Origin of the sequence: Algoriphagus oliviformis, assembly GCF_017254915.1 — a bacterium.
Classification (GTDB): domain Bacteria; phylum Bacteroidota; class Bacteroidia; order Cytophagales; family Cyclobacteriaceae; genus Algoriphagus; species Algoriphagus oliviformis.
Map to the genome: position 1 here is coordinate 982,459 of NZ_JAFKCT010000001.1, position 12,721 is coordinate 995,179.

12 protein-coding genes are annotated in these 12,721 nt (G+C 55.0%); 1 reads left to right on the forward strand and 11 read right to left on the reverse strand.

The features are described from left to right. Window positions 1-108 precede the first annotated feature (108 nt). The 7 genes from J0A68_RS04240 to J0A68_RS04270 all read right to left on the reverse strand — a co-directional run bounded on the left by J0A68_RS04240 (window position 109) and on the right by J0A68_RS04270 (window position 6,261). On the reverse strand, window positions 109-1,890 hold the full coding sequence (locus J0A68_RS04240; RefSeq protein WP_206576937.1) for a glycoside hydrolase family 15 protein: 1,782 nt from the start codon (window positions 1,888-1,890) through the stop codon (window positions 109-111). Window positions 1,891-2,013: 123 nt separating this feature from the next. After that, window positions 2,014-3,588, reverse strand: a complete 1,575-nt coding sequence (locus J0A68_RS04245) for a M1 family metallopeptidase (RefSeq protein ID WP_206576938.1) — start codon at window positions 3,586-3,588, stop codon at window positions 2,014-2,016. A gap of 9 nt (window positions 3,589-3,597) precedes the next feature. Continuing rightward, the gene (locus J0A68_RS04250; protein ID WP_236021335.1) at window positions 3,598-4,140 is read right to left on the reverse strand and encodes a GNAT family N-acetyltransferase; all 543 of its coding nucleotides are present in this window, start codon (window positions 4,138-4,140) and stop codon (window positions 3,598-3,600) included. A 3-nt stretch (window positions 4,141-4,143) separates the two neighbouring features. Beyond that, window positions 4,144-4,581 carry a UPF0158 family protein gene (locus J0A68_RS04255; protein WP_206576939.1) on the reverse strand — a complete coding sequence of 146 codons (438 nt, stop codon included), beginning with the start codon at window positions 4,579-4,581 and terminating at the stop codon, window positions 4,144-4,146. Between the two features lie 91 nt (window positions 4,582-4,672). Then, window positions 4,673-5,320, reverse strand: coding sequence for an alpha/beta hydrolase (locus J0A68_RS04260; RefSeq protein ID WP_206576940.1), 648 nt, complete (start codon window positions 5,318-5,320; stop codon window positions 4,673-4,675). A gap of 36 nt (window positions 5,321-5,356) precedes the next feature. Then, window positions 5,357-5,656, reverse strand: coding sequence for a DUF3784 domain-containing protein (locus J0A68_RS04265; protein WP_206576941.1), 300 nt, complete (start codon window positions 5,654-5,656; stop codon window positions 5,357-5,359). A 122-nt stretch (window positions 5,657-5,778) separates the two neighbouring features. Continuing rightward, entirely contained in the window at window positions 5,779-6,261 is a 483-nt protein-coding gene (locus J0A68_RS04270; protein WP_206576942.1) for a cytidine deaminase, read from the reverse strand. Window positions 6,262-6,381: 120 nt separating this feature from the next. On the opposite strand from J0A68_RS04270, the gene J0A68_RS04275 reads away from it, so the two are divergent. Continuing rightward, window positions 6,382-7,707, forward strand: coding sequence for a saccharopine dehydrogenase C-terminal domain-containing protein (locus J0A68_RS04275; RefSeq protein WP_206576943.1), 1,326 nt, complete (start codon window positions 6,382-6,384; stop codon window positions 7,705-7,707). 12 nt (window positions 7,708-7,719) lie between these two features. Here the strand turns inward: J0A68_RS04275 and J0A68_RS04280 are convergent, their stop codons facing one another. The 4 genes from J0A68_RS04280 to J0A68_RS04295 form a co-directional block, all read right to left on the reverse strand. Further along, complete coding sequence (locus J0A68_RS04280) at window positions 7,720-8,781, reverse strand: DUF4249 domain-containing protein (protein WP_206576944.1); 1,062 nt, start codon at window positions 8,779-8,781, stop codon at window positions 7,720-7,722. Window positions 8,782-8,785: 4 nt separating this feature from the next. Then, complete coding sequence (locus J0A68_RS04285) at window positions 8,786-11,185, reverse strand: TonB-dependent receptor (protein ID WP_206576945.1); 2,400 nt, start codon at window positions 11,183-11,185, stop codon at window positions 8,786-8,788. Window positions 11,186-11,377: 192 nt separating this feature from the next. Further along, window positions 11,378-12,085, reverse strand: a complete 708-nt coding sequence (locus tag J0A68_RS04290) for a tRNA1(Val) (adenine(37)-N6)-methyltransferase (RefSeq protein WP_206576946.1) — start codon at window positions 12,083-12,085, stop codon at window positions 11,378-11,380. Then, window positions 12,085-12,687: a DUF2179 domain-containing protein gene (locus tag J0A68_RS04295; RefSeq protein WP_206576947.1), complete on the reverse strand. Its 603-nt coding sequence runs from the start codon at window positions 12,685-12,687 to the stop codon at window positions 12,085-12,087. The genes J0A68_RS04290 and J0A68_RS04295 overlap by 1 nt, the downstream gene beginning before the upstream one ends. Between the last annotated feature and the right edge of the window lie 34 nt (window positions 12,688-12,721).

Consider the following 12,721-nt stretch of genomic DNA (forward strand, 5'->3'; position numbering starts at 1 on the left):
TCCGCTTGGATACAAAGAATAGAAAGGCCTGCTTCTCCGGAAGCAGGCCTTTCTGACTTTTTGATCTCGGCTGTGTTTTTTCGTTTGGGCCGAAAGTAAACCGCGTGTCTATAGGAAGTTGGGTCTGTCCAGCTTTCTGCCGATGCGGAAAGCGGCATTCATCAAGCCCACATGCGAGTAAGCCTGGGGGAAGTTGCCCCACTGGCTGCCGGTGGCTTGGTCCACGTCCTCCGAAAACAGCTGCAGGTGGTTGCAGTACTTGGTCAGCGTCTCAAATCCCTCGATTGCTTCATCCAGACGGTTGACACAGGCCAGTGCTTCGATGTACCAAAATGCGCAAATGAGGAAGGTGGTCTCCGGAACGCCGAAATCGTCCCGGTGCTTGTAGCGGTAGAAGAGGTAGTCTTTGGCCAAGAGCTCGCTTTCCAGGGCTTTCAGGTGGTTGTTTGCCCGCTCGATATCATTGCCGAAGTATCCCATGGTGATCAGCTGCAGGGTGCTGGCATCCATGTGTGTCACGCCGATGGCCTGGGCATAGGCCTTTCGCTCGGGGAGGTAGCACGCCTCGATCTTTTTGGTGGCGGCGGCTTTGAGCTCGGTAGCCTTTTTGTGCATCTCCTCGTTTTTCAGCCTCGCGGCGATTTTGATGGCCGCCGAGGCTCCGGCCCAGTGGAAGAGGAACGTGTAGCAATGCTCCTGCGCCAGGTTGCGGAATTCCCACAGGCCGGCATCCTTTTCCTCCATGGTATGCTCGATCTTGTCCAGCAGATTCATGATCATGGGTTCGGAGTAGCTGCGTTCTTTGGCCGTAAAGCGGTTGTCCGAATAGAGCGGTAAAAGCGACACCAGCACCTGGCCATACAGGTCATTTTGCACGTGGGTATAGGCCAGGTTGCCAAAGCGTACGGGCTTGTTGCCCAGGTAGCCGTCGAGCTCACAGATTTCCTCGGTCAAAAACCAATTGCCCGTGATCGAGTACAGCGGCTGATAGCGGTTGTCCTGTACGGTGGGGAGGTTTTGGATGTACTCGAAGTATTTCTCCAGCTCTTCGAAGTGGCCGATGCTGTTGAAGCAGGTGAGCGTATAGTAGCTGTCCCTGATCCAGCAGAAGCGGTAGTCCCAGTTTCGCGTGGAGCCGGGGGACTCTGGCAGCGAGGTCGTGGAGGCCGCGATGATAGCCCCGGTATCCTCATACTGGTGGATTTTCAGAAGCAAAGCGGATCGTAGCACGAGCCGCTGGTGGAAGTTGTAGATACTCGTGGACTTCACCCAGCTGTGCCAGTACTCTGTGGTGGACTGGAGAAACCGCTCCGCCGTGGACTCGATCGGCGCCTCCAGTGGGCGTCCGTAGGTAAACACCAGATAGATTGGCCGCTGCAGGACAAAGCTTTTCTCCTCTATGATAAAGCTCAGGGGGGCGTTGGTGGTCAGCCGCACCTCCTGGTCATAGTTCATAAACTGGATGTGGTTGCTGCCCTGCGTGCCTTTGAGCTTCATGCTTCCCCGCTCGGCCACGGGCTGGCACTTGATGCGGATGCGGGGAAATCCCGAGATGGGCTGGATCTTTCGGATCAGCATCAGGGGGCGGTAGTATCGGTCGTAGTTTTTGAAGCGCGGGGCAAAATCGGTGACCTTGTAGCGCTCTTTCCCGCTCTGTACGATGGTCTCCAGGATGTTCGTGTTTTCCAGGTAGGACTGGCTGGATTCAAATTCCTCGGACTCGGGGAGGATGGTGAATTCCCCGCCTTTTTCCTTGTCCAAAATCCCCCCAAACAAAAAGTCAGAGTCGAAGCGGGGCATGCAGAGCCAGGCTACATTGGTGTTTCGTTGGATATGGGCGATAAAAGAGCAGTTTCCGATCAGGCCGGAATCGTATAGGTGCTTTTCCATTTGGATTTTCGTTTGGTGAAAAAAACTAAGCGATAGGGTAAATTCAATAAACTAAAAGCGGCAAAACTATCCAAGCCAAGCCTGGGGAATCTCTGGAAACGACCCAAATAAGGGCTGCCTTTGCTACCTCTCCATCATGATCCAGCCCCTGGGGTCCACCACCGGTGGTGAGGAGCTGCGCACGAGCGTGGGCTTGGGGCCAAGGGCTACCCTGACCAGGCCCTCTGAGGTCTCTACCTCCACCGGCATGGTGAAGTCGATCCCCTGAAGGGCGATGGCATAGCCCGATTTGCCTTTTTTGCCCACCTTCAGCCGCGGGATGTCCGTGGTGTAGAGGTAGAGCTCAAAAAATCCCCGGAGGTCCTGTCCCGAGTAGCTTTGGACAAACTCCATGAAATCTTTGGTGCTGACCCGGTTTTGGTAGGTGAAGCGCTCGTCGGAGGCAAAGGCTTTGATCATGGGAAAAAAGACCTCGTCGCCCAGGATCCCCCGAAGGGAGTGGATGACCATCGCGCCCTTGGAATAGATCTCCCCATGGTAGGCCTCGTTTTCGGTGGAGTTGGCCGGGCTGACCACGGGCTTGATATGGGGAATGTACTTCGCGTCTCCCCGTACTTTGTCGAAATAGGCCTCTGGTCCGCCATGCTCCCAGTAGAAGAGAAAATCCCCATAGGCGGTCAGGCCCTCGTGAATCCACAGGTCGGCAAAGTCCGCGACGGAGATCTTGTTGCCAAACCACTCATGGCCCAGCTCATGGTGCAGCAGCCAGTCGTATTGGGTGGCTCCCATGGGCACAAACTGGAAATTGTTGCCATACGCGTTGATGGTCTGGTGCTCCATGCCGAGATAGGGCGTCTCCACCACGGCGATTTTGTCGTCGGGAAAGGGAAATGGGCCAAAATACTTCTCCTGCGTCTCCGTGCTGATCTTCAGCAGCTGGAGGAGCTCCGGGGCTTTGGTGCGGTTTTCCTGCAAGACCCACACGTGCATGGGGATCGTGCCTCCGGATATGGAGGTGAAGTCTAGTTTTTCCTCGTGGAAAATCCCCATCGTAAAGTTGATGTTGTACACATTGATCGGGTAGGCCGTTGCCCAGTGGTAGGTGAGCTTGTCCTCCCCCTCTAGGGTCGAGCGCAGCCTCCCGTTGGAGGCGACAAAGTAGGGCTTGGGCGCAGTGAGTAGGAGGTCGACCCCTTCGCTGGGCTCACTGGCGGGATGATCCAGGGCAGGCATGAAGATCTGCGAACCCTCCCCCTGGGAGGACAGGCCCATCCAGTGGTTTTCCAGCTGGTCTTTTTCCCAAGTGAAGCCCCCCTCCCAGGGAGGGTTGGGCGCGATGGGAGTCTTTCCTCCGTAGAAAACCTGGACCTGGTCGCAGGTGCAGTCCACCGGGATGATGTCCAGGATGTCCCCCTTGTGGGAGAATTTCACCTCTTTGCCATCCATGAGCACCTGCTGTACTTCGTATTCGTCAATGAGATTCAGCCGCAGGGTATCCAGCTTTTCCTCGGCGGAGAAGGTGATCGTGTTGGAGCCCTGGATGCGCTGCGTTTCGGGAAAAAACTCCAGCTCCAGTCGGTAGTGGCGTATCCGGATTTTTTGCTGCAAAGGATCCATCGGGCCGCCCCAGTCCCAATCCTGGGCAAAAGCAAACTGGGCTAAAAGGGTCAAAAACAAAATCAAAAGCTGCTTTTTCATAAGCAAAGGCTAGGGGAGTCGGTAAAGGATTTCGTTGAGGGGAACACCAAATTCCTCGGATTGTTTTTCGGATACCTTGCGAAAGCCCACGCTCTCGTACAGGTGCACGGCGGAATCCAGGCCACTGGTAGTATAAAGATACGCACCTGCGTAGCCTTTTTCGCGAAAGCAGGCCATCCATTCCTGCACCAGTCTCTTTCCCAAGCCGCTGCCCCGGCACTCCTTTTCCAGGATGAAGTAGCGCAGCTGGGCCTGTCGGTCGGGACGGTGCATCAGGAGGAGAAAGCCCACCATCCTTTCCTCCTTCTCCAGCACCCAGACCTTGTCTTTGGCCGGATCGTACTGGCGGTAAAACTCCAGCAGGCTCTCCATCACATAAGCCTCAAAGTCCTGCCCAAAGCCCTGCTCCTCCGCATAGATCTTGCCGTGCAGGTAGGCTACCTGGCCTAGGTCACCGGGCTTCAGCGTATTTCTGATGGAAATGGGGGACATGTCGGGAAGCTTCCAAAAGTGGGAAAAAATGAATGCCGCCCGGGCTTTCCCAGGCGGCATGTTTTAGTCTTCTGCAAAGTTGAAGGCGTCGACCTGCTCCTTTACCCAGTCGAGGTACTTGTCCTTCCGGTATTCGACCCATTCGTTTTTGTATTTGGACCCGTCTATCAAAAACTTGAAGCCGGTGGCTGCTTTGGGCTTGCTCAGCGCATTGACCAAATCCTCGGCGAGGTTGCGCTCCTTGACCTTGCGGTCGACGAAGTCCTGCATCATCTGGTGCTCCTGTGCGGGCTCCATTCTGGTGAATTCCGCGAAATTGTCCGGATCCTCGTCGATTTCGTCCAGGATGTCCTCCTCTTCGGGGGTCAGGTCATAGTTGAAGTAATCCTCGTCGTCGGGCATTTGATGGACCTTCTTCTTGTCTATCTGGTAGAAGCAGATCATCCCTTTGAGCAGTTGGGTAGCAATGATATCTACCTCTTTTTCAGTAAGCGAAAGCATGTATAGGTTTCAAGAGTTATCGAAAAATAACGAAAGGTAAAATTTCGTCAAATTGTTTCAAACATAGCAATCCCGAGGCCAAAAAATAGCCTCATTTCTTTTGGTTTATGATTTTTTCCAGAAGCTCGGCGTCAAGCTCATGTCCGCCGGCAAAGGAATACCGGAGGATTTCCTTATTCAGGCTTGAGATCAAGTCCTCCTGTTTTTGCAGTTGGTCTGGCGTGATCAGCTCGTCCCGGTCTCCCAGCGCGAGGATGAGTTGCGTCTCGGCAAAGGCTTCTTTGGCGCACTCCAGGCTCATGTCCAAGGCAAATCCCCCTGCCCAGAGCACCAGCGTGGCAATTTTGCCCTGCCATCGGCTGGCCCAGCGGGTGGCAGTCGCCGCGCCTTGGGAAAAGCCCAACACGTGGACCGTAGGCTTGGACGGGTACTTGTCCAGGATTTGCCCCAGCAGGGCGTCGAGAAAGCGGTGGTTGTTGGCGATGGCCGTTTCGCGCTCATGCCTGGTCATCCAGTTGGCGCCGACTCTGCCTTGGAAACCCTGCCGATAGTGGTGGTTAGTGGCTTCCGGGGCGACAAAGAGCCTCTTTGGGGAAAAGAAGGGATGGAACTTCCGGACAAAAAACTCGGCCAATTGACCGTATCCGTGCAAGACCAGCCAGATTTCCTCTTCGTCGAAGGTCGGTTCTTGGGAGAGATGGTACTGTGCTTCGTACTCGAATCGGATCGTTTGCTTCACTTGTTCCAAAAGAAAGGCAAGGTAATCGAATTTGCTTTACCTGTTCTTTTTCAGATTGGAAGCGATGATCACATAGGGCAAACCAATGAAGATGGCCGCGAAAAATGCCGGTTTTTGAATGGTCAAATCACCGGTAAATCTGCCGTAGACCTCCGCTGCAAGGATGACCGCCGCCATTCCAAAAAAACCATTGCGGAACACGTTGGCGACGGAGTCGACGTCGATCCGGTCTTTTTCGGAACTGGAGAGGCTGCTGTACCCGGCGATCAGGAAGTGCATCTTCCCGTACTTTACCAAGGCTCCCAAGACGATAAAAAGAATGGCGATGGCGATCATGGAATTTGGCTTTTAGGAGGTTGCAAAGAGTTTCCTGAATATAGTGGATTATCTACTAAGATCCCTGTATGAAACTAAGAAAAACATAGCTGTCGACTCAACTGATTACTATCGCTCCATTGTCACTCCGGATCGAAATCGTTGAACTTCAGCGGCAGCAGCTCGGAGATCCCTTTTATCCGCAGGACATTCCCGTTGGACCTCAGGATCAGGAGGGTGACTGGCTTGCCAAAGCGCTTCTCGGATTCGTTGATGGTCTGGCGGCAGATCCCGCAGGGCGAGACCTCCGCCCAGGTTTCTTCCCCCGCACGGCGGGCGACGATGGCCAGCATCACCGGGGCCGTGTCGGGAAAGTTGGCTCCGGCATAGCCGAGGAGAAGGCGCTCCGCACAGCTGCCGGCCGGGAAGCTGACATTTTCCTGGTTGGAGGACTGGAGCACCTCGCCGTTTTCGAGCAAAACAGCCGCTCCGACATGAAAATTGGAGTAGGGCGCATAGGCCTGCTCGGACACGATTTGTGCTTTCGAGAGCAGACTGCGCTCGGTGGGATTGAGCTCCTCGGGACTCAGCTCCTCAAGCTCTGAGTGCAGGTTTATCTTTTTCACTTTTTTAAAACAGGTTAGGCAAGTCCAACTGATCAAAGTAAGGAATTGTTGGCTGATAATCGCCAAATGGCCTTTTCCGGCCGGAAAATATTCCCAATTTAGACCTTTAAACTTCCAAAGATGAACACGATCCTACTCCTCGGCGCGGGCAAATCCTCTACATATCTGATCGACTACCTGGCAGACAGCTGCCGGGACAAGGAGCGTGAGCTGATCTTGGCAGACCTCGATCTGGATGTGGCGCGACTCCGTCTGGGAAACCGTCCGAGCACCCGGGCGGTGCGCTTGGATTCTGCCGATGACTCCGCGCGGAGAGCGCTGGTAGCCTCGGCAGACCTCGTGATCTCCATGCTTCCGGCGGCCATGCATCCCGTGGTGGCCAAAGATTGCCTGAGCTTGGGCAAGCACTTTTTCTCCGCCTCCTACGAATCCGCCGAGATGAAGGCCTTGGCTTCGGAGATCCGCGACAAGGGGCTCTTTTTCCTCAATGAATGCGGGCTGGATCCGGGCATCGACCACATGTCCGCCATGAAGATCATCGATGCCGCCAAAGCCAGAGGGGAGGAGATCGTCTCCTTCAAGTCTTACTGTGGAGGGCTTTTGGCTCCCGAGTCGGAAGACAATCCCTGGAAGTACAAGTTTACCTGGAATCCCAGAAACGTCGTGCTGGCGGGACAGGCCACCGCCAGCTACATCGAGCAGGGTGACCTGAAGTACGTGCCTTACCATAGGCTTTTTCGGCGCGTCGAGCCCCTGGTCTTTCCCGGATTGGGGGATTTTGAAGGCTACCCCAATCGGGATTCGCTAGGCTACCGCGGCGTGTATGGGCTGGAGGGCATTCAGACTATGCTGCGGGGGACCCTGCGACGGGCAGGATATTGCAAGGCCTGGGATGTCTTTGTCCAGCTAGGCATGACTGACGACTCGGTGCAGCTGGGCCTGCCCGAGGGAGCCACGCTGAAGGAATTTCTCAACGCGTTTTTGCCTTACCACGAGCAGCTGAGTGTGGAGGAGAAGCTGGGAGAAGCGATTCCCGAGCTTGATTTTCCCACGTTTGAAAAGATCCAATGGCTTGGGTTTTTCGGAAAGCGCAAGCTGCCCAGGACCAAAGGCAGTCCGGCGCAGCTGCTCCAAGCCGTACTTGAGGAAGATTGGGAGCTACAGCCGGAGGATAGGGATATGATCGTGATGAAGCACCTTTTTGAGATGGAGAGTAACCAAGGTCTGAGAAAGGTCAGCTCTAGCCTGGTCTGTGTGGGAGAAGACTCCATCCACACCGCCATGGCCAAGACGGTTGGCCTACCCTTGGCAGTAGCTGTCGATTTGTTTTTGGATGGGAAAATAGCCCTCAGAGGGCTCCATATCCCAACCTGTCCAGAGCTATATGAGCCCATCCTCTCCGAACTGGAGCGTTGGGGGATTCGCTTTGAGGAGGTCTTGGGCTAGCCTGCTGGACGATCAGGGTTTCCAGTCGGCGGGGGGATCAAAATTCGCTCCTTCCACCTCCCTGCAGTCATCCGGGATAATCGCCCTGTTTTGTTGAAATGTGAGTTCAGACTTGTTCACATATATTCTCTGGGTTGACTCTCCCGCAGCGATGAAATATCCCAAGACGACCTCCTTGGGGTCATCCAAGCTGAACATGTTGCCGCGGATCGTCGCAGGCGGCGGGTCAAAGATCGATCCGCTGGTCTCGGTCTGCTGCTGGACCAGCCGAAGGAATCGGTAGGCGTCCTGGGAGATCCCCAATTGCCTGACATCTATCCTGAATTTGTTCACAAAGCGCATCCCGTCATCGGCGACAAAAGCTGCGGGCAGATAGGTGGTAAGCCCGTTAAAACTGTCGTCGGTTTCCACGAATATGCTTCGGTTGTCCGAGATTTCCGTGCGAAAGCAGTAGACACAGCATGGCTTGGGCTGGGGAATGGGATTCGGATTGGTAGGAGAAATCGGAGGAGTATACAGGTCCGGACGGGTTTCCAAGATGTACACGGCTGGTCCAGTCCTCCAGTAGTAGAAGTTGTTTTCTTCTATGGGGTCGTCCACTTCCGCGATCAGCTGTATGCCTGATTTTGGATTTTCTCCTCCATCCTGCTCGATCACTACCGTCCGGAAACCAAGGTTTTTCAGTTCGGGAACGGCAGCTACTTTTTCGGGTGCAGATGAGTATAGTTTTCCATCGGAGGTCTGGATGAGCAGGGTGTAGGTACGGCCCACTTCCGCTCGGAAAGCCGCATCGGTGAAGTAAGAGCCTTTGGCGGTCTGGCTTTCGGTCAGCAGGACTGTGCCTCCTTGGTCATCCCTGAGGCTCACTATCGCACGCTGCACCGGGCGGATGAAGCCCTCGTAGTCGCTGCCATAGGTAGCGCTGCGGGTCAGGGTGATGGCATGCGGCCCCGGCCCGGAGGTGATCGTCCCCTCCACGATCAGCAGCTGCTCGCCCTCGGGCACCTCGACCTGATAGGGATCGATGCAGGACAGGGGAATGAGTAGCAGGAGGTAGATCAGTCTTTTCAGCATCTTTTCAGAATTTGATCGCATAGCTCATACTCGGTAGGGGTACGCCCAAAAGGGCCAAGCGGAAGGATTGGGGCGGAGCCATCTCTTTGTCGTCGAAGTACACCGAGAAGGGGTTTTTCCTCGCATAGACATTGAGGAGGGAGAAAGTCCAATTGCCTTCAAAAAAAAGTCCTTCTCCGTTGAACTTGAAGTTGATGGCAAGGTCCAAACGATGAAAGTCGGGAATGCGGGACTGGTTGCGGCTGTCGAAGTAGGCCAGGCTGTTGCCCGAATAGTCAAACTTGGCCGCGGGCAGCGTGACCGGTCTTCCGCTGCTGTAGGCGAAGGTCGCCGACACGGAGGTGTTGGTGCTTACCTTGTAGTTGCCGATCAGGGTGAGGTCGTGCGGTTTGTCAAAATTGCTCGGGTACCAGGCGCCGTCGTTGATTTTTTCCTCCTCAAAGTCCGTCATCACGCGCCGGAGGGCCCTGGAGTAGGTGTAGGAAACCCAGCCAGTAAGCCGTCCCAAGTTCTTTTTCACATACAGCTCTACCCCGTAGGCCTTGCCCTCGGCGGGGATCAGCTCGGTCTCGATATGGTCTTGCAGGATCAGGCTGGCGCCGTCCTTGTATTCGACCACGTTTTGCAGGTCTTTGTAGTAGACTTCCAGGGACGTCTCAAAGATGTTTCCTTTCAGGTTTTTGTAGAAGCCGAGGGAATACTGGTCTGCGATCTGCGGCTTGAGAAAGGGATCGCTCAGCTTCCACACGTCAGAGGGGGCTATGGTGGCGGTATTGGAGATCAGGTGGATAAACTGGTACATCTTGTTGTAGCCCAGTTTCACCGAGGAAGATTTGTCAAAAGAATAGCGGACAGAGGCACGTGGACCGAGCCCGCTGAAGTCCTGGATCACCTCTCCATCCGCATATTGCGTTTCGGCGATGGCGTTCCCGTCTGAGATAGGCTGCCCCTCGGCATATTCCCTGACCGTCCTCGGGCCGAGGTATTGGTAGAGATCGTACCTCAGGCCATAGGAGAAGCCCAGCTTTTCCCCCAGCTCAAACTCATGCTGAAAGTGCGCAGCCAACTCCCTGCCCTGCTCGTCCTGGACTTTTTTGGGAAGAATGTCCTCCTGTCCGGTAGGCACGAGCTCCCCGGGCTGGATCGCTACCTGCTTGTAGAGCGCGCCCAGGCTGATTTTGTTGGCCGCTCCCAGCTCGTAGGTGACAAAGAGCTTTCCTCCCAGATCCTCGATGTCGGAATTGATCTGGAAGTCGTTTATGCCTGAGTCGTTGAAGATCCCATAGTTGTAGCGGGTCAGGTAGCCCAGTGCTTCGAGGGAGAGCTTTGCGCTGAGCCTGCTTTTCCACTGGAGAGAATGAGCCACATTTTTCCAGGAGATCGTCGTGTCGGAGGAGAAGGCAAAGTCGTCGTAGCTGGTGTAATAGCTGTAGGTGAGCTCGTTGTTTTCGGAGACGGGCGCGCTGATGACCAGGTTGCCGTCGTAGAAGTTGGCCTCGGAGTTTCTCAGGGTGCTGTTGTTCATCGCGTGGAGAAACCAGTTGATGTAGGAAATCCTGAAGCCGCCCAGTATCGAAACCTTGTCTTTCACCAGAGGGCCGTTGACGGAGATTTTGCCGGAATAGTTGCTCAGCATAAGGTCGGCACCCCACCGGTCTATGGCTCCGGCTTTGGGCTGAATGTCGAGGATGGCGGAGCTTCGGCCGCCGTATCGCGCGGGGACGGCAGCCTTGTAGAGCGTGACGTCGTTGACCACGTCGGCATTGAAGGCGGTGAAGAGGCCAAACATGTGGGAGGGATTGTAGATGGGGGCTCCGCCGTATTGGATCAGGTTTTGGTCCACGCCACCTCCACGGATGTTGAGCCCGGAGGAGGCCTCACCCACCTGCGATACTCCGGGGAGCGTAGCCAGAGAACGCACGATGTCCACTTCTCCCAAGAAAGGCGGCAGTTCCCGCATCGTGTTCATGCTCAGAGTGACCGCCCCCATGTCCGTGGATCGGATGTTTTTCTCCGGATCACGCCCAAAGATCACCACATCGTCCAGCTGAAAATCCTCCTGGATCATCCGGATGGACATCCTCCCATCTCCCACGGCGGTGATCCGGTGCTCGATGCTCTCATAGCCCACGTATCGAAACTGGAGATTGTATTCCGCGCGGTCCAGGGTGAGCTCAAAGCCGCCGTTGGCATCGGTGATGCGGGTCAGGTTGAGCTCGGGTACCGTGACGGTCGCTCCCACGAGGGCCTCTCCGGTGATCTCATCCATGATCCTGCCGGAGATCTTGATGCCCTTCAGCTGTCCAATATCACGGCCGACGACTTCCCGTTTGGGTGGAGGGCTGGTCTGCGCCCAAGAGGCCTGTCCCAGCAGCAAAAACAAGAAGAGTAAAATTCTATTCATAGGCAGGCAGGGAGGGTCGGCACTTCACCGCCCGGTCGGGAGCGGGGTATTGAAAAAGAGAGGACTAAAGGAAACTCGCATCAGCTGAAGGTCGGCTTATCCAAAAATATAAAAACGCAAACAATAACAACCTGCCGTTCAAAATATGGCAGAATTTTTATACAAAAATCAAAAAATCGAAACCAAGGATTGTCAATAGCCTAGCAAAAAACCAGAAAGAAGCGCTGAATATGACCCAGTATAGCTATTGTCGGCGTTTTTGAGAATGACGGTATTTTCCGCTTCCTCCTTGCGGAGGAATGAAAACCCGACGATCTCCCGGTACACGGCTTTGTCAGCTCTGTCTTGCACTTGGCTTCTGTGAAAAGGGTTAAGTCCGAACTGGTTGGCATGGATCTCCAAGTCCCGCATCTGCCGGGGTGGCAAGATCACCCAAAACGTCCCGCTGGGAGCGAGCAGATGGGAGACTTTTTCGACCAATTCCCGGAAGGACAGCTCGTCGGTATGCAGCGCGCGGTTGCGCTTGGCGTCGGAGGACTTGAGGTGGTCGGGAAAAAAGGGCGGATTGCTGGCGATCAGGTCAAACTTCTCACCCGAAGCAAAATCCTGGACTCGTCCCTGTACCAGGGAGAGCCGGTCGGAAAACGGGCTTTCACGGAAATTTTCCCCCGCTTGCTCGGCAGCGTCAATATCAATCTCGATCGCGGTGACCGAAGCTTTGGGAAATCTTTGCGCCAGCATCAGGGCGACCACGCCCGTGCCCGTTCCGATATCCAGGATGCTTGTGGGATTTTCTTTCCCGGCCAGCGTGCCCAGCAGTACCGCATCGGTGCTGATCTTCATCGCGCAGCGATCCTGATGGACGCGAAACTGCTGAAACTGAAACCAGGAATTGCCCATCAATTGCGGGCTTTGCTGAAAAAACGGCTGCGGAATCCCGCGCGGTCTTCCATCGTGTTGAGGTCGTCTTCGGAGACGCGCTTCACACTCTCGATGGTGTAGAAGGCCTTTTCGTCCACTTCCTTCACCTTGGCGATGAATTCCTTCAGCGAATCCCGCTTCATCACCGTGAAGAGCAGATTCACCTTGCCGTAGCGGCCCTCTCCGCCCACGTTGGTGAAGCGGTAGTTTTTCTCCTTCATAAACTCCAGCAACTCGGGATGCGGCGTCGGCGTGATCACCCGCACGAGGACGCGGCCGATGGCCAGCTTTTCCTCCAGGGACATCCCTACAAAAGTCCCCGTCGCAAAACCGCCAGCATAGGCGATGTAGGAGATGGGGTTGTCCACATTTTGGAAGATCTGTCCTATCGCCAGGAGCCAGATCATGGCCTCAAAAAATCCCAAGATAGGCACGATCCCCTTTTTTCCGTTCATCATAAACATGATGCGCAGCGTGTTGATCGACACGTCGCCGATGCGGGCCACAAAGATAAGCAGGGGCATCAGGACGTAGTTGAGCAGGTTGTCTGAGATTCCGAGAGAGTGAAACAGGTCTTGCATGAGTTTGTAAAAGCTTGGGCAAAAATACGGCTTT